General features: G+C 73.1%; 15 protein-coding genes and 5 tRNA genes. 12 read left to right on the top strand and 8 right to left on the bottom strand.

The genetic code is table 11. From position 1 onward, the window contains the following. Positions 1 to 66: 66 nt before the first annotated feature. The 3 genes from cobT to ACFWPQ_RS10705 all read left to right on the top strand — a co-directional run bounded on the left by cobT (position 67) and on the right by ACFWPQ_RS10705 (position 6,451). Complete coding sequence (cobT, locus tag ACFWPQ_RS10695) at positions 67 to 3,858, top strand: nicotinate-nucleotide--dimethylbenzimidazole phosphoribosyltransferase (protein ID WP_384032067.1); 3,792 nt, start codon at positions 67 to 69, stop codon at positions 3,856 to 3,858. 449 nt (positions 3,859 to 4,307) lie between these two features. Next, the gene (gene cobA / locus ACFWPQ_RS10700; RefSeq protein ID WP_384032069.1) at positions 4,308 to 5,540 is read left to right on the top strand and encodes a uroporphyrinogen-III C-methyltransferase; all 1,233 of its coding nucleotides are present in this window, start codon (positions 4,308 to 4,310) and stop codon (positions 5,538 to 5,540) included. A gap of 92 nt (positions 5,541 to 5,632) precedes the next feature. Further along, positions 5,633 to 6,451 (top strand): RNA methyltransferase, encoded by an 819-nt coding sequence (locus tag ACFWPQ_RS10705; protein ID WP_093505269.1) that lies wholly within the window; start codon positions 5,633 to 5,635, stop codon positions 6,449 to 6,451. Between the two features lie 26 nt (positions 6,452 to 6,477). Here ACFWPQ_RS10705 and ACFWPQ_RS10710 read toward each other — a convergent pair whose 3' ends face one another. After that, entirely contained in the window at positions 6,478 to 7,806 is a 1,329-nt protein-coding gene (locus tag ACFWPQ_RS10710; RefSeq protein ID WP_384032071.1) for a protein kinase, read from the bottom strand. Between the two features lie 196 nt (positions 7,807 to 8,002). Between ACFWPQ_RS10710 and ACFWPQ_RS10715 the strand changes: the two genes are divergently transcribed. The 4 genes from ACFWPQ_RS10715 (at position 8,003) to ACFWPQ_RS10730 (ending at position 10,413) form a co-directional block, all read left to right on the top strand. After that, positions 8,003 to 8,278, top strand: a complete 276-nt coding sequence (locus ACFWPQ_RS10715; protein WP_189264682.1) for a hypothetical protein — start codon at positions 8,003 to 8,005, stop codon at positions 8,276 to 8,278. Positions 8,279 to 8,487: 209 nt separating this feature from the next. Further along, positions 8,488 to 8,664: a hypothetical protein gene (locus ACFWPQ_RS10720; RefSeq protein WP_123978469.1), complete on the top strand. Its 177-nt coding sequence runs from the start codon at positions 8,488 to 8,490 to the stop codon at positions 8,662 to 8,664. A 361-nt stretch (positions 8,665 to 9,025) separates the two neighbouring features. Next, entirely contained in the window at positions 9,026 to 9,949 is a 924-nt protein-coding gene (locus ACFWPQ_RS10725; protein ID WP_384032074.1) for a phosphotransferase family protein, read from the top strand. Positions 9,950 to 10,104: 155 nt separating this feature from the next. Continuing rightward, positions 10,105 to 10,413, top strand: coding sequence for a zf-TFIIB domain-containing protein (locus ACFWPQ_RS10730; protein WP_361291212.1), 309 nt, complete (start codon positions 10,105 to 10,107; stop codon positions 10,411 to 10,413). Between the two features lie 50 nt (positions 10,414 to 10,463). On the opposite strand, the gene ACFWPQ_RS10735 is transcribed toward ACFWPQ_RS10730, so the two are convergent. From ACFWPQ_RS10735 to ACFWPQ_RS10755, 5 genes are all read right to left on the bottom strand, one after another. Then, positions 10,464 to 10,535: transfer RNA gene (locus ACFWPQ_RS10735), tRNA-Val, on the bottom strand. Positions 10,536 to 10,569: 34 nt separating this feature from the next. Continuing rightward, positions 10,570 to 10,641, bottom strand: a tRNA-Val gene (locus tag ACFWPQ_RS10740). Positions 10,642 to 10,675: 34 nt separating this feature from the next. Then, positions 10,676 to 10,747, bottom strand: a tRNA-Val gene (locus ACFWPQ_RS10745). A 1-nt stretch (position 10,748) separates the two neighbouring features. Continuing rightward, positions 10,749 to 10,822, bottom strand: a tRNA-Cys gene (locus ACFWPQ_RS10750). A gap of 38 nt (positions 10,823 to 10,860) precedes the next feature. Next, positions 10,861 to 10,933: transfer RNA gene (locus ACFWPQ_RS10755), tRNA-Gly, on the bottom strand. 178 nt (positions 10,934 to 11,111) lie between these two features. Here ACFWPQ_RS10755 and ACFWPQ_RS10760 point away from each other — a divergent pair. The 3 genes from ACFWPQ_RS10760 (at position 11,112) to ACFWPQ_RS10770 (ending at position 13,952) form a co-directional block, all read left to right on the top strand. After that, the gene (locus tag ACFWPQ_RS10760) at positions 11,112 to 12,179 is read left to right on the top strand and encodes a chorismate-binding protein (RefSeq protein WP_384032075.1); all 1,068 of its coding nucleotides are present in this window, start codon (positions 11,112 to 11,114) and stop codon (positions 12,177 to 12,179) included. Positions 12,180 to 12,189: 10 nt separating this feature from the next. Beyond that, on the top strand, positions 12,190 to 13,011 hold the full coding sequence (locus ACFWPQ_RS10765; protein ID WP_384032076.1) for an aminotransferase class IV: 822 nt from the start codon (positions 12,190 to 12,192) through the stop codon (positions 13,009 to 13,011). 116 nt (positions 13,012 to 13,127) lie between these two features. Next, positions 13,128 to 13,952: a GNAT family N-acetyltransferase gene (locus ACFWPQ_RS10770; protein ID WP_384032077.1), complete on the top strand. Its 825-nt coding sequence runs from the start codon at positions 13,128 to 13,130 to the stop codon at positions 13,950 to 13,952. Positions 13,953 to 13,987: 35 nt separating this feature from the next. On the opposite strand, the gene ACFWPQ_RS10775 is transcribed toward ACFWPQ_RS10770, so the two are convergent. Next, complete coding sequence (locus tag ACFWPQ_RS10775; RefSeq protein ID WP_384032078.1) at positions 13,988 to 14,506, bottom strand: DsbA family protein; 519 nt, start codon at positions 14,504 to 14,506, stop codon at positions 13,988 to 13,990. A 254-nt stretch (positions 14,507 to 14,760) separates the two neighbouring features. Here ACFWPQ_RS10775 and ACFWPQ_RS10780 point away from each other — a divergent pair, with 254 nt between their 5' ends. Together ACFWPQ_RS10780 and ACFWPQ_RS10785 are read left to right on the top strand one after the other, a co-directional pair. Next, a complete protein-coding gene (locus tag ACFWPQ_RS10780; RefSeq protein WP_384032079.1) occupies positions 14,761 to 15,216 on the top strand; it encodes a hypothetical protein in 456 nt (151 codons plus the stop codon). A 257-nt stretch (positions 15,217 to 15,473) separates the two neighbouring features. Beyond that, entirely contained in the window at positions 15,474 to 15,626 is a 153-nt protein-coding gene (locus ACFWPQ_RS10785) for a hypothetical protein (protein ID WP_234531635.1), read from the top strand. A 145-nt stretch (positions 15,627 to 15,771) separates the two neighbouring features. On the opposite strand, the gene ACFWPQ_RS10790 is transcribed toward ACFWPQ_RS10785, so the two are convergent. Further along, entirely contained in the window at positions 15,772 to 16,332 is a 561-nt protein-coding gene (locus tag ACFWPQ_RS10790; RefSeq protein WP_361291193.1) for a CGNR zinc finger domain-containing protein, read from the bottom strand. Positions 16,333 to 16,412: the final 80 nt, after the last annotated feature.

A 16,412-nucleotide genomic window follows, 5' to 3' on the forward strand; every position in this document is an offset into this window, starting at 1 on the left:
ACGGTCGGTGCGCCGTCCCGGGTGAGCTGGTCGTAGAAGGCACTAACCGATGGGCGAGGGGTACGCATGACGGACACCGGCCAGGTCCCGGGCGAGGGACTGCCGGAGAGCGCAGGCATGGTGGAACAGCCGGGCGTTCCCGCGCACGGCGCGTACACCTACCTCTCCGAGTCGCCTGCCGAGGACGAAGAAGACCTGCTGCTCCCCGGCGCCCAGGGGGCCTGGGGCAACGAGGTGCCGCCGCCGGCCCCGGAGCCGGTCGTCGAGACCGTCCACGAGCCCGGCCCGCACGAGACGGGCGGCCGGGACAGCGGCTCGGTCGACCTCACCGCCGTCCGGCTGCCCAGCTCGGTTCCGGCGTCCCCGATCCTCTCCGTGCCGCACGACCCGGCGGCCGCCCCGGCCCCGCGCCGCCCGCTGCACCTCGGCCCGCCGATCCCCGACGCCTCCACCAGCCCGGTCCGCTCCCTCGCCGACCGCGGCCCGGCCGGCGCGCCGGTACGGCAGCCGGGCCTGCCGTCGGCCGCTCCCGAGTACCTCGACGGCCAGCCGCTGCGCGAGGCCGTACCGCAGTCCGCCGCGCCCTGGGGTACGCCGCAGACGGTGCAGCAGACCGTGCCGCAGGCGTCTCCGGTGGCCCAGGTCGCCGCACAGGACCCGGCTGCCGAAACGGTTGTTCCGGCTTCGGAGACGGTTGCCGTTGCGGCTCCCGCCGTCGCTGCCGCTGCCGCTGTGTCGGAGCAGCAGCCCGCGGTCGCCCACGAGCTTTACGCTCCCGACCCGTCCGGGGCCGCCCAGGCGGCCGTCGCCCGGCTCGCCACGGCGGCGGTGGCCACGGGCCTCGCGACCGAGCCGCAGCCGACGGCCATGGGTCTCGGCGTGCAGCCCGAGAACGCGTACGGACCGCAGGGCGCGGCCCAGCCGGCGGCCGGAGGCGTTCCGGTGCCGACGGCCGAACCGGCGGGCGACCTGGGATCCGAGCCGGTGGCGCCGCACGTCGCGCAGATGCCGGAAGCCGCTGCGGCACCGCAGGCTCCGCAGTTCCCGGAGGCGTCACAGACTCCGCAGGCTCCCCAGGGGCCGGACGCGGTGCCGATGCAGGCGGCTCCGGCGGCCGTGGTGATTCCGGAGGCGGTACCGGCTCCCCGCACCGGCACGGCACCTGGTGGGCCTGCCGGGCCCGAGACCGCACCTGCGCCGGAGGCGGCCGGTCTGCAGCTCGCGGAGCCGGTGGCGGTCACGGAGACGGCCGCCGAGGCCGTGGTGACCGAGCCGGAGCAGGCCGTGCAGGCGGAGGTGCCGGAGCAGCAGCCCGTGGCACCGGCCGTGGCCGAGCAGGTCACGGAGACCGTGGCCCCCGAGCCCGGGCCGGCGCCGGAAGCCGTCGCGCCGGAGGCTGGCATGCCCGAAGCCGTCGTGCTGGAAGCCGTCGTGCCCGAGTCCGCCCCGGCCCCGGAGGCGGTCGTGGCCGAGCCCGCCCAGCCGGTGGCCGCCGCGCCGTCCGTGCCGGTGGAGCCGGAGGAGGCTGCCGTCGAGGAGCCCGCCCCGGTAGTCCCCGCATCCGTCGCCGCCGTCGCCGCCGAGGCCCCGCAGCCGCTCAGGACGCCGGAGCCCCTCGCGCCGGCCGCTCCGGAGGCCGGGCAGGTCGCCCCGCCGGCCCCGGTCGAGGTCCCCGCGGCAGCCGTCGTACCGTCGGCCGAGACCCCCGAGGCACAGCCCGCCCAGCCGGTCGGGATCCCCCTCGCCGGCCCGCAGACCCAGGGCCCCGCGCCCGCCCCCGAGGAGACCCCGGCGGCCCCGGAGCCCCTGGCCCCCCTGGCCGCCGCCGTCCCGGCGGAACCGGCACCGGAGCAGACGCTGGGCGAGTTCGTCCCCGTCGACGGCCAGGTGCCGACCACCCCGCACCTCGCCCCCACCCCGCCCCACCCGCTGGTCCTCCCCACGCAGGACCAGGGCGGCGAGTCGCCGCCCGAGCAGACCGCGACGGTCCCCGCGCCCCGCGAGGCCGAACCCGCTCCGCTGCCGGAGCACCCCGATGTCGTACAGCAAGCGGAGGACCTGGACACCAGGGTCGCCGACCAGGAAGAGAGCACGGCCCCCGTGGCAGAAGCACGTCAGTCCACCGGCCCGGCCGCGCCCGCCTACGACGACGCCGAGCGCGAGGCCGTCCTCAAGGTCATGCGCGAGCGCCGTGACATCCGCAACGGCTTCCGCAGCGACCCCATCCCGCACGAGGTGCTGCTGCGCGTCCTGGAGGCCGCCCACACCGCGCCCTCCGTCGGCCACTCCCAGCCCTGGGATTTCGTCGTCATCCGCTCGGCCGACACCCGCCGCTCGATGCACGAACTGGCCATGCGCCAGCGCGACGCCTACGCCAAGTCCCTCCCCAAGGGCCGCGCGAAGCAGTTCAAGGAACTGAAGATCGAGGCCATCCTCGACACCCCGGTGAACATCGTCGTCACCGCCGACCCGACCCGCGGCGGCCGCCACACCCTCGGTCGGCACACCCAGCCGCAGATGGCGCCCTACTCCGCCGCCCTCGCCGTCGAGAACCTCTGGCTCGCCGCCCGCGCCGAGGGCCTCGGCGTCGGCTGGGTCAGCTTCTTCGACGAGCGCGAGATGGTCCGGGCCCTCGGCCTGCCCGAGCACCTGGAGGTCATCGCCTACCTGTGCGTCGGCTACGTCGACGAGTTCCCGGACGAGCCCGAGCTGATGCAGGCCGGCTGGTCCAAGCGCCGCCCGCTGTCCTGGGTGGTCCACGAGGAGACGTACGGCCGCCGCGCGCTGCCCGGCGAGGACCCGCACGACCTGCTTGCCGAGACCGTCGCCAGCGTCCGCCCGCTGGACGCGAAGGCGCTCGGCGAGGCCTGGGAGCGGCAGAAGCGGATGACCAAGCCGGCCGGTGCGCTCGGCATGCTGGAGATCATCTCCGCCCAGCTGTCCGGGCTGTCCCGGCAGTGCCCGCCGCCGATCCCGGAGCCCGCGGCGGTCGCGATCTTCGCCGGCGACCACGGAGTGCACGCCCAGGGCGTCACGCCGTGGCCGCAGGAGGTCACCGCCCAGATGGTGGCCAACTTCCTCGGCGGGGGAGCGGTCTGCAACGCGTTCGCCGGCCAGGTGGGCGCAGAGGTGTGCGTGGTCGACGTCGGCGTCGCGACCGAGCTGCCCGCCACGCCGGGTCTCCTCCCGCGCAAGGTCCGGGCCGGCACGTCCGACATGACGACCGGCCCCGCGATGACCCGCGAGGAGGCCAAGCAGGCCATCGAGGTGGGCATCGAGACGGCCAGAGACCTGGTGGCCGCGGGCAACAAGGCGCTCCTCACCGGCGAGATGGGCATCGCGAACACGACCGCGTCCGCGGCCCTGATCTCCGTCTTCACGGGCGCCGACCCCGCCGAGGTCACCGGCCGCGGCACCGGCATCAACGACGAGACCCTCGCCCGCAAGACCGAGGTGGTCCGCCGCGCCCTGGAACTCCACCAGCCGGACCCGGCCGACCCGATCGGCGTCCTGGCCGCGATCGGTGGCTTCGAACACGCCGCGATGGTGGGCCTGTTGCTGGGCGGCGCGTCCCTGCGCACGCCGGTGATCCTGGACGGCGTCAGCGCCGGCGCCGCCGCTCTGGTGGCCCGCGCGATCGCCCCCGAGGTCCTCGCCGCATGCATCGCGGGCCACCGCAGCGCGGAACCGGGCCACGTCGCAGCCCTGAACAAGCTGGGCCTGCGCCCCCTGGTCGACCTGGATCTGCGCCTGGGCGAGGGCACGGGTGCCCTGCTGGCCCTCCCGCTGGTCCAGAGCACGGCAAGGGCCATGCACGAGGTGGCGACGTTCGACTCGGCGGGCGTGACGGAGAAGTAGTGAAGTAGAGGGGGACTGCGGTCCCGCGTTCCTCTAACAGCTGGCCGGTCGTTGGTGGCTGTGGCTGTGGCTGTGGCTGTGGCTGTGGCTGTGGCTGTGGCTGTGGCTGTGGCTGTGGCTGTGGCTGTGGCTGTGGCTGTGGCTGTGGGTCGGGTGCGGGTGCGGGTGCGTGGGGGCCGAGCGCGCAGTTCCCCGAGCCCCTGAAGGGGCGCCGAGCGCCCCTCATGGCCGATGGCTGCGGGACGGCAGCACCGGGTTCCTCCCCGACCGACCGGTGGTTGTGGGCAGGCGTTCCGCATAGCGGGACGGGTGGGCACAACCACCCACAGCCCTGCACCCGGCACGCAACGCCCAGCCACCGGACACCTGACCCGCCCAAACCCCGCCCCGCTTAAAATGCCCACGTCAGGGCACCGAACACCGCCGCCACTCAAGGGAGCCGCCCCCTCATGGCCGAACACCCCGCCTACCCCGTAGGCCTCCGCCTCTCCGGCCGCCGCGTGGTCGTCCTCGGTGGCGGCCAGGTGGCCCAGCGCCGCCTCCCCGCCCTCATCGCGGCCGGCGCCGACATCACCCTCGTATCGCCCGAAGCCACCCCCTCCGTCGAGGCGATGGCCGACGCCGGCGAGCTCACCTGGACCAGGCGCCCCTACCAGGACGGCGACCTCGCCGACGCCTGGTACGCCCTGATCGCCACCAGTGACGCCGCCGCCAACTCCGCCGCCTCAGCGGAAGCCGAACGCCACCGCGTCTGGTGCGTGCGGTCCGACGACGCCGACCAGGCCACCGCCTGGACCCCGGCCACCGGTCACAGCGAGGGCGTCACGGTCGCCGTCCTCACCACCGACGCGCGCGGCCGCGACCCCCGCCACACCGCCGCCATCCGGGACGCGGTCGTCGAGGGCCTGCGCGACGGCACCCTCGTCGCCCCCCACCACCGCACCCGGACCCCCGGCGTCGCCCTGGTCGGCGGCGGCCCCGGCGACCCCGACCTCATCACCGTCCGCGGCCGCCGCCTGCTGGCAGCCGCCGACGTCGTCATCGCCGACCGCCTCGGCCCTCGCGACCTCCTTGCCGAACTCCCGCCGCACGTAGAGGTGATCGACGCGGCGAAGATCCCGTACGGCCGCTACATGGCCCAGGAGGCCATCAACAACGCCCTGATCGAACACGCCAAGCAGGGCAAGTCGGTCGTCCGGCTCAAGGGCGGCGACCCCTACGTCTTCGGCCGCGGCATGGAGGAGGTCCAGGCGCTCGCCGAGGCCGGCATCCCCTGCACGGTCGTCCCCGGCATCTCCAGCTCGATCTCCGTACCGTCCGCCGCGGGCATCCCGGTCACCCACCGGGGCGTCGCACACGAGTTCACGGTGGTCAGCGGCCACGTCGCGCCGGACGACGAGCGCTCGCTGGCCGACTGGCCGTCCCTCGCGAAGCTGACCGGGACCCTCGTCGTCCTCATGGGCGTCGACAAGATCGGGAAGATCGCCGAGACCCTGGTCGCGCACGGCAAGTCCCCGGAAACTCCTGTGGCTCTGGTCCAGGAAGGCACGACGGCCGCTCAACGCCGGGTCGACGCGACCCTCGCCACGGTCGCGGAGGTCGTCCGCGCGGAGGAAGTGAAACCCCCGGCGGTCATCGTGATCGGCGAGGTCGTGAACGTAGGACCGCACCCGGCGGCCTGAAAGGGCACCCGCGCGGGCACTGACGTAACCCCCGGTAACACAACCCGTCCCAGACCATTGGCACCCCACCCAGGACAAGGCAGTATCACCCTGTGGCCGATCTCATCACCGTTGAGGATCCCGACGACCCGCGCCTCCGTGACTACACGGGCCTGACCGACGTCGAGTTGCGCCGCAAGCGCGAACCGGCCGAGGGCCTGTTCATCGCCGAGGGCGAGAAGGTCATCCGCAGGGCGAAGGACGCGGGCTACGAGATGCGTTCGATGCTGCTGTCCGCCAAGTGGGTCGACGTCATGCGCGATGTCATAGACGAACTCCCGGCCCCCGTCTACGCGGTCAGCCCGGAGCTCGCCGAGAAGGTCACCGGCTACCACGTGCACCGCGGCGCGCTCGCCTCCATGCAGCGCAAACCGCTGCCGACGGCGACCGAACTGCTGCGCACCACCCGCCGGGTCGTCGTCATGGAGTCCGTCAACGACCACACCAACATCGGCGCGATCTTCCGCTCGGCGGCCGCCCTCGGCATGGACGCGGTGCTGCTCTCCCCGGACTGCGCCGACCCGCTCTACCGCCGCAGCGTGAAGGTCTCCATGGGCGCGGTCTTCTCCGTGCCGTACGCCCGGCTCGACACCTGGCCCAAGGGGCTGGACTCGGTCCGCGAGGCCGGGTTCACGCTGCTCGCCCTCACCCCGGACGAGAAGGCCCGCAGCCTGGACGAGGCCGCCCCGCACCGGATGGACAGGGTCGCGCTCATGCTCGGCGCGGAGGGCGACGGCCTCTCCACCCAGGCGCTGGTCGCCGCCGACGAATGGGTGCGCATCCCGATGTCCCACGGCGTCGACTCCCTCAACGTGGGCGCGGCGGCCGCGGTCGCCTTCTACGCGGTGACCGCGGGCCGCCCCGAGGCGTAGGTCCGGCCACCCGTAGGTCGGTCCGGCTACTCCCTGAGGGCCGCGGCCTTCGCGGGTACGACACCGCCGCCCGGCACACTCATCCCGTGCGCCGGGCCGGAACAGCCCTGCGCCAGCGCGATCCCGAGCGCCACCAGCAGGGTCACCACGACGAACACGAACAGCCGCTGCCTCAGCAGCCGCGGATTGGCCGGCCGTCGTCCGGTACCCGTGGGACGCGGCCCCGGCCGCCCGGCGCCACCGCGCGACACGGGCCGGTTCCCGGTCCCGGTCCCGTTTCCGGGCCGGGTGCCGTTGCCCCGCGGGGCGGGCGTGGGGCGCGCGCCGTTCGGCCGCGACGGCACACCGCCGGTCGGGCGCGGGCCGCTGCCGCCGCGCGAGGGGGAGTTGCCCCGCACCGGCGTGCCCGACGAGGACTGCGGGCGGCGCTGGGTGCGCTGCGGCTCCGGGTAGGTCTCGGTGAGCCGCCCGGTCGGCCGGTCCGCCTCCGCGGCACGCGGCGCGGGCGGCCGTACGTCGGCCAGTCCGTGCGCCTCGCGCGCCGCGATCTCCTTCAGCCGGAGCGACAACTGCAGCGTGCTCGGCCGTTCCTCGGGGTCCTTGGCCAGGCAGGCCCGCACCAGCGGAGCGAGCGCGTCCGGCACCCCGTGCAGCGCCGGCTCCTCGTGGACGACCCGGTAGAGCATCACCTCGGAACTGCCGTGCCCGAAGGGCGAGTCACCGGTCGAGGCGTAGGCGAGGGTGGCACCGAGCGAGAAGACGTCCGTGGCCGGCGTGACGGCCACCCCGCGCACCTGTTCCGGGGCGAGGAACCCGGGGGAGCCGACCGCGGTACCGACGTGGGTGAGGGTGGAGGCTCCGGTGGCCCAGGCGATGCCGAAGTCGATGATCCGCGGCCCCTTCGGGGACAGCAGGATGTTGGACGGCTTGAGATCCCGGTGCACGACCCCGGCCTCGTGCACGGCGACCAGGCCCTCGGACAGCGCCGCGCCGACCGCCGCCGCGTCCGCCGCGCCCAGCGGGCCGTCGTCGGCGACCTTGTCGTGCAGCGAGGGCCCGGGCACGTACTGGGTGGCGAACCACGGCCGCTCGGCGTCCAGATCCGCCGCGACCAGCCGTGCCGTGCAACCGCCCCTGATCCGGCGGGCCGCCGAGACCTCACGGGCGAACCGCGACCGGAACTCCTGGTCCTCCGCCAGATCGGGCCGGATCACCTTCAGCGCGACCCGCTGCCCCTTCTTGTCGGAGCCGAGGTAGACCACGCCCATTCCACCGGCGCCGAGCCTTCTGTGAAGCCTGAACGAGCCGACGACGCGCGGGTCCTCGCGCCTCAGGCGCATCATCGCCATGTTCATCCCCGCTGCCCGGTCCGTTTGACGTGGCACAGCTTACGTTTACCGGGCCGCCCGTGCGCAGAGGCCGCGCCCTCTCGGCCCGATGGATTGTCAGTGCCGGGTGCGAGACTTGAGGAGTGGTCAGGAAGGCGCCGTTATCGGCTCCTTTGAGCACCCGTCTGCTCCAACAAGCCGTCACAGAAGGGGGATTGATGCTGTGAAGGGTGACCGCGTGGAGATAGTCGTCGACGCCGGCGACACGACCCGCACCTACGAGGTGGTGGCGAGCAGGGCGGGCCGCCGGGTGGAGACAGCGGTACGACGAGGGGTGGTGGAAGTGAGCGAAGTCACGCGAAACGGCTCCGTCGTCCGTACCGCCCGCTTCATGGCGACCCGGGTCCTGGCTCTCGTCGAGCAGCCGGTGCCCCGCGAGGACAGCTCGGAAAAACCGGGAAGGACCGGGCACCCCCTCCGGGAAGACCCCGAGGGGTAGGACGAGACCTAGGACCCGTCTCCACCCAGGGGAGTAGACCACCGGTCGTGGCTCATCCTCTCGGAGGCCCGGGATTCGATACGAGGGCATGACGTCCGCGAGCTGGCACGCGCCTAGATTTGAGGTCAAGCGGCGGGTGCAGCACTCGTCCCCCGAGGTCAGACACCCGCCGCTGCCAACGACAACTGAGCACGGTCAGGAGAGGGACCATGGCCCTTACGGCACAGCGGACACACACCACCCGCCCCCGCCGGCAGGGCCGCCGCCACCCGCTGGTGGCGACGCTGATGGCCCTTCCCCTGGCGGTCCTGCTCCTCGTCGTCTTCGACGGCTGGGAGACAGTGGCCACACAGGCGTCGTCCGTGGGAGTGATGCTGGGGCGCTGAGCGGCGACCCCAGGCCCGGAAGAGCGGTCCGGGCGGGGACATCCACCCATGAAACCCCGTGGGGACGGGGGTGCGGCGGACGGCAAAATGCCGGCGCAGCTGGGGAGCTGCGCCGGCATTGCTTTTTTCCGGGCGGCGGTCGATTTTCGTCTGCGGGTCGGTGGGGGCTTGTCGCGCAGTTCCCCGCGCCCCTTACGGGGCTTACTCAGCTGCGGGCAGTCGTGCCGCTGGGGCGGCACGGGTGGGCGCGGCGGCACCCCGCAAGCGCGGGTGAGTGAAACCCCGGTACGGCGCCCCTCACCCCGGCCCACCTCACCCCCGTACCCTCACCGCAGCACAGCCGCACTTCCCGGGGGACCCCATGACCGCAGACGTACTGCCCCAGCTGACCGCCGAGATCAGAGCCGTCGCCCACCCCGACGCGGCCCCCTGTCACTGCGCCTGCGGTACCACCACCCTCGCCCACCGCCCCGACACCACGGTCCTCCGCCACGCGGAAACCGTCGCCAAGGCCCACGCCCCGGACACGGACCCCATCGACCTCACCCTCCGGCTGGCCACCGCCGCCCGTCTCCCCGGCGTCTTCCTCCCGCCGCTCACCCCGGCCCCCGCCGCCTTCGTCGACGACCGCCCGGTCACCCTCTGGCCGTACGGCGCCCCCGTGGACCCCGACGCCCCGGACGCCGCCCCCTGGGAGGCCGCCGCCACCCTCCTCGCCCTGCTGCACCGCACCCCGCCCACCCCCGCCGCACCCCCGATGCGCGGCCCCGCCAAGGCGGCCCAGGCGATGACCCGGCTGCACGCGGCGCTCGCCGGCGCGGGCGCCCACCCCGCCGCCCCGCCCGTCCTCCGTGCCTGGGCCGCGCTGCCCGCCTGGGCCCGCGCCGAGGCCCCGATGCCCGGCCCCCGCGCCCTCTGCCACGGCGACCTGCACCTCGGCCAGCTGGTCCGGCACCCGGCGCCGGACGGCCCGTGGCGGCTCATCGACGTCGACGATCTCGGCGTCGGCGTCCCCGCCTGGGACCTCGCCCGCCCCGCGTCCTGGTACGCCTGCGGTCTCCTCCCGCCCGACGAGTGGACCCGCTTCCTCGCCGCCTACCGCGCGGCCGGCGGTCCGGCCGTGCCGGAGGACGGCGACCCCTGGCCCGCCCTGGACGTCCCGGCCCGCGCCCTCACCGTCCAGACGGGTGCGCGCTACCTCGCCAAGGCGATCCTGGCGGACCGGCCGCTTGACGAGGTGGAGCAGGCGCTGATCGACGCGTGTGCCCGGATGGCTCCGGAATAGTCCCGGAATGATCCCCCGCGTGACTCCGGAACGACCTTGGTCCCCGCCCGGTTGACGCACGATTTCCCGAAGTAGGCTGCAACCGACCAGGGTCGGACGGAGTCTGTCCTGGAAGAACGTGAAGCAGTTTTTACCGGCGAGGAGTTGAGCCGACCATGCAGTGTCCGAAGTGTCATGCGCCGATGCACACCTACAACCGCAACGGCGTCCAGATCGAGCAGTGCAGCGGCTGCCGGGGCATCTTCCTCGACTACGGCGAGCTGGAGGCGCTGACCCAGCTGGAGGCACAGTGGTCCAAGCCGGTCCCGCCGCCGGCTCCGCAGGCGTACCCGGCCCCGCCCGCGCCTGCCTGGGGCGCCCCGCACGGCGGCGGTCACCACGGTGGCGGCCACCACGGGCAGCCCTACGGTGGCCACGGGCACCACGGCCACAAGAGCTGGGCTCACATGCTCTTCTCCAGCTGACCGCACGAAGAAGCCCCGGCCGTACGAGACGGCCGGGGCTCTTTGCTGTGTGGACGATACTGGGATTGAACCAGTGACCTCTTCCGTGTCAGGGAAGCGCTCTCCCGCTGAGCTAATCGTCCTCGGGATCGTGATCCGAAGATCACGTGTACCGCGTGCGCGATACTGGGATTGAACCAGTGACCTCTTCCGTGTCAGGGAAGCGCTCTCCCGCTGAGCTAATCGCGCGGGGTAGATCCACGGCCTTCCGACCAAGATCCAGTGGACGATACTGGGATTGAACCAGTGACCTCTTCCGTGTCAGGGAAGCGCTCTCCCGCTGAGCTAATCGTCCTTGGAGGTGGAGACGGGATTTGAACCCGTGTAGACGGCTTTGCAGGCCGTTGCCTCGCCTCTCGGCCACTCCACCAGGAGTGTAGGGGATCGGGAAGACCCCTCATTCCTTCGAGCGGACGACGAGGCTCGAACTCGCGACCTCAACCTTGGCAAGGTTGCGCTCTACCAACTGAGCTACGTCCGCCTGTCGTTTCGGTCCGCTCTCGCGTCCCGGCGACGTGTTGAACTCTAGCGGATTCCCGGGCCAGCACAAAAACGCGTTTGCGCAGCGTGCTGCGCCTCACCCGACGGATGAGGTGGTCAGGGCCCCCTTGACGACATGCCCGGGTCACCCCCATGACACCCGCCATAGACTCGACGACGTGCTCCATCTCCCTCCTCTCGCCCGGTTCGGCGACCGAGTCGCCACCGGTCTGATCGACGTCACGGCCGATCCGGCGGCCCTTGAGTCGTCCGGTTTCTGGGCCGTCTGCGCGGATTTCGAGGGCCGGCTGACCTGCGCCCGGTTCGGCGACGTACGGGAGGAACCGGTGCCCGCGCCGGTGCCGGGGGCGTGGCACGGCCCGGCGTTGGGTGACTGGAAGTCGTCCCTCGACCGCGCCGCGTACACGGCGGCGGTGCGGCGGATCCGCACGCACATCGCGGCCGGCGAGGTCTACCAGGCCAACCTCTGCCGCGTGCTGTCCGCGCCGGTCGCCCCGGACGCCGACGTGGACGCCCTGACCGCGCTGCTGGCCCGCGGCAACCCGGCGCCGTACGCCGGAACGATTCGCCTCCCGGAGCACGGGGTGGAGATAGCCACCGCCTCGCCCGAACTCTTCCTGCGCCGGACGGGCCGGACCGTCGAGAGCGGACCGATCAAGGGCACCGGCCGCACCGAGGCGGACCTTCTGGAGAAGGACTACGCCGAGAACGTGATGATCGTGGACCTCGTCCGCAACGACATCGGGCGGGTCTGCGCCACCGGCACGGTGACCGTTCCCGACCTGTGCGCCGTGGAGAAGCACCCGGGGCTGGTCCACCTCGTCTCCACGGTCCGGGGCGAGCTGGGCGCGGACGCCGGCTGGCCCGAGCTGCTCGCCGCCGCCTTCCCGCCCGGCTCGGTCACCGGCGCGCCGAAGTCGAGCGCCCTGCGGATCATCGAGGCCCTGGAGACCGCGCCGCGCGGCCCGTACTGCGGCGGCATCGGCTGGGTGGACGCGGACCGGGGCGTCGGCGAGCTGGCCGTGGGCATCCGTACCTTCTGGATCGACCGGGGCGCGGGTGTGCTGCGGTTCGGCACCGGCGCCGGGATCACCTGGGGTTCCGACCCGGAGGGTGAATGGCGGGAGACCGAGCTGAAGGCCGCCCGGCTGCTCGCGGTAGCGTCGGGTACGTATGACGTGCACGGCCGGTCCGACGCAGCCGACGCGTCCGGCGCTGACTTGTGAGGTAGAGAGCGTGAAGATCTGGCTGGACGGCGGGTTGCAGGACGTCGAGTCCGCGCGTGTCTCCGTCTTCGACCACGGGCTGACCGTGGGGGACGGCATCTTCGAGACGGTGAAGGCGACCGACGGGCGGCTCTTCGCGCTCACCCGTCACCTCGACCGGCTGACCCGCTCGGCTCGGGGCCTCGGCCTGCCCGACCCCGACCACGACGAGGTCCGCCGGGCCTGTGAGGCGGTCCTGGCCGCCAACCCGATGCCGCTGGGCCGGCTGCGCATCACCTACACCGGCGGCCACGGCCCCCTCGGCTCCGACCGCGGCGACCACGGCCCGACCCTCGTGGTCGCCCTCGGCGAGACCGGCCGCCGCGCCGACTCCACCGCCGTGATCACGGTCCCCTGGACCCGTAACGAGCGCGGCGCGCTCACCGGCCTCAAGACCACCTCGTACGCCGAGAACGTCGTCGCCCTGGCCCGCGCCACCCAACACGGCGCCTCCGAGGCCCTGTTCGCCAACACCGTCGGGCAGCTCTGCGAGGGCACCGGGTCCAACGTCTTCGTCGTCCTCGACGGCGAGATCCACACCCCGCCGGTCTCCTCCGGCTGCCTGGCCGGCATCACCCGTGCCCTGGCCGTCGAGTGGACCGGGGCCCGGGAGACCGACCTGCCCCTGGACGTCCTGGAGCGGGCCGACGAGATCTTCCTCACCTCCACCCTGCGCGACGTCCAGGCCGTGCACCGCGTCGACGACCGCGAACTCCCCGGCGCCCCCGGCCCGGTGACCGCCAAGGCCATGCGCATCTTCGACGAGCGGTCGGGCGAGGACCTGGATCCCTGAGCCCTCTGAGGCCCCATCCTGATGCCCCCTCTTTCCCATGGGGAACATCGGGAACATGGGGAAGAGGGGGCCTTATTGGGCTGACGCCGGCGTGCCGGGCGGGTAGAACACCCCTGATGACCACGACCCTGCGGCCGACCGAGCCGCTGCAGCACGGCGCCGACGGAGCGCTGTCCCGCCGCTTCCAGGTGTGCGTGAACAGCAGGCCCGTCGGCACTCTCCACCTGAGCACCTCGCGGAATCTCGGCGCCCGGGTGGCCCGGATCGACGACCTGCGCATCGAGGAACCGGACCGCCGCAGGGGCCGGGGCACCGTGGCCGCGCTCGCCGCGGAGGAGGTGGCGCGCGGCTGGGGCTGCCGGCAGATCGAGCTGGGCGTTCCGGCCGCCGAGGAACCGGCGCTGCGGCTCGTCGAGGCGCTGGGCTACGTCCCGCGCAACCGGGGCATGGAGAAACGGCTCGGTGACACCCCCTCCGCCCTGCCGACGGGCAGCCTCGGCCGTGCCATGACCGGGGCCGAGTTCGAGGAGTGGCTCGCCCACGAGTCCCAGGTCTACACGCGCATGTGGATCGAGCGGGGCCTGCCCGAGGCCGAGGCGCACGAGAAGTCGCGGCGCGACCACGAGCGGCTGCTGCCACGAGGGGTGGCCACGGAGGACATGCGGTTCAGCATCCTCGAACACGAGGGGACACGGGTCGGCACCCTGTGGCTGGCCCTCTGGAAGGACCAGGTCTGGGTGTACGACGTCGAGACCGATGCCGCTCACCGTGGCCGGGGACACGGCCGCACCCTCATGCTGCTGGCGGAGAACCAGACGATCGCCGCGGGCAGACGCGTCCTCGGCCTCAACGTGTTCGCCGGCAACACCCCGGCCGAACGGCTCTACGAGTCGCTGGGGTACGTCACCGTGTCGTACGTCCTCTACAAGAACCTGATCTGAGGGCCGGCCGCCGCTGCCGGATCACTCCTGCCCGGTCACTCCTGCCCGGCAAGCAGCCGGTCGGCGATCTCCGCCACGCGGTCGCGCAGGCCTTCCTGGCTCTTGCCGCCGTCGAGGCGTTCGCCGCCGATGACGTAGGTCGGGGTGCCGGTCACGCCGATGGCCTTGCCCTCGGCCTGGTCGGCGTCCACGATCAGGATGTGCCGGCCGTCGATCAGTGCGGTGTCGAACTCCTCGGCATCCAGGCCCAGTTCACCGGCCACCTCGACCAGGAACGGCTCACCCTCGCGGTCCAGCTCCTCCACCCGGCCGAGGACCGCCTCGACGTACTCCCAGCCCTTCCCCTGCTCCAGGGCCTCCTCGGCGGCCTGCGCGGCGGCGAAGGCGTGCTTGTGCTTCTCCAGCGGGAAGTGCCGCAGCCGCAGCTCCAGCCGGTCGCCGTACCGGGCACGCAGGGCGCGGAGGTCGTCCAGGGCGCTGCGACAGTCGGGGCACTGGAGTTCACACCAGACGTCGAGGACCAGGGCGTCGGTGCGCGCGGGGGAGTCGTTCATGACGGCCAGTCTTCCAGGCCCCGCTCCGTCGACCCAATCGAGACGGCGGGCGGTGGCGGGCGACGGCCGCAGCAGGTGCGGTCCCGGCTCGTACCTGGGGTGGAGGCGACCCGGAGAGGACCCCGAGATGCCCCTGATTGTCGGGCACGGGCATGGATCGCACGGGCCGGGCGGTGCACGATGGAAGGGGCGGAGCAGCGCGCACGCAGCCCCTCGCCCCGCCCGTCGCCCGACCCAGCCCGCAGGAGGACCGGATGATCGCCGAGACAGTCTGTTCCGCCGTGTCCGCGGCCGGTCTGGGCATCGCCGTGGTCACCGCCTATCGCAAGCGGTACCTGGCGGCGGCCCGCATCGCCGCCTACTCCCTCGTACCCGTCGGCCTGGTCATGACGGGCGTGGTCGGCTGGCTCGCCGACACCGCCTTCAGCCCCACGGCCTGGGCCGGCTTCGTGGTGCTCGGGGCGGCCTGGGCCCTGTTCGCCACCACCCGCGCCGTGGAGCGCAGGCGCGGCGGCACCCGTGGCACCCGCGCCGAGCGCAAGGCGGCCGCCCGGAGCGCACAGCGCGACGCCGTCGCCCCCGCCGCGTCCGCACCGTCCATCAGCCCTGCCACCCGGCCGGCGGCCAGGCCCGCGGCGGCGCCGCGCGGCACCGCCGCGGGCGAGGACTTCAGCGACATCGAGGCCATCCTCAAGAAGCACGGAATATGACACTCCGCGGTGGCGGGCGGCGCGCGCCGGCCGGTGCCCGGCGGTGCGCCGGCGTGGTGCTGTTCAGCCGGGTTGCGGGCGCATGCATATGACAGTCACATGAGGCATTGAAACGACACAGTGCGGCTGTGACGCGCGCGGAAGTGATCATGGCGCGAGCGGAAGTGAAACGGACATCACGGAATTCGGCGAACTCCCGCCCATTCCGGGCGTGTTGATCGCGCGGCAGGTGCTCGCTGAGACATCATCGCCGCGAGATGCTGGACACGAAACAGAGCGAGGCCGCGCCGTCGAAGGACGAGCCCCGCGGGTGCCTCTTCGCCCTTTCCCAGCCACCGCTGATGATCTTCCTAGCGGTGATCGGGTGTCTGCTCCTCATGGCTGCGCTGCACGACCTGCTGTGGCTGTGAGCCGTACCCGCCCGTCCCGGCGCCACCCGCCGGGACAGGCGTCGGCATCGACACACCCGGCCGGGACCGACCGGGCGCCTCGTACCGGGCACCCTCTACCGAGTACCCGTCCCCGGCGTCTCCAGCCTCCCCGGTGTCCCCGGGATCAGCCCGCCGCTTCCTTGCGGCGTGCCCGGTACGCGGCGACATGCAGGCGGTTTCCGCAGGTCCGGCTGTCACAGTAACGACGCGAACGGTTACGGGAGAGGTCGACGAAGGCGCGCCGGCAGTCCGGGGCCTCGCAGCGCCGCAGCCGCTCCTGCTCCCCGGCGACCACGAAGAACGCGAGCGCCATCCCGCAGTCGGCGGCGAGGTGGTCCGCCACCGAGGCGCCGGGCGCGAAGTAGTGCACATGCCAGTCGTAGCCGTCGTGGTCCGTGAGCCGGGGCGTGGTGCCCGCGGCCGCGACCAGTTCGTTGATCATCCCGGCGGCGGTCCGGGCGTCCGGAGCGGCGAAGATCCCCGCGAACCGGCCGCGGATCTTGCGCACCGCCGACAGATCGAACTCCGACAGCACGCCGACATCGCTGATGTCGTGGTTTCGTACGAAAACCTGGAGAGCTGCGACATCGGGCAGTCCCTCCGCCGCCGTGTCGTCCTCCGGTGCGGTGTTCACCAGATCCACCACGGCGTCGAGAGAACACCGGGTGTCGTGGGTGATCAGCACGTTTCGCTCCCTGGCCTGAGGGTCGGGCGGGCGCCCGCCGATGGTGGCCGATGGTAGCGACATACGGCGGCCCCGCACCG

The organism is Streptomyces sp. NPDC058464 (genome assembly GCF_042721035.1).
In the GTDB taxonomy this organism is placed as follows: domain Bacteria; phylum Actinomycetota; class Actinomycetes; order Streptomycetales; family Streptomycetaceae; genus Streptomyces.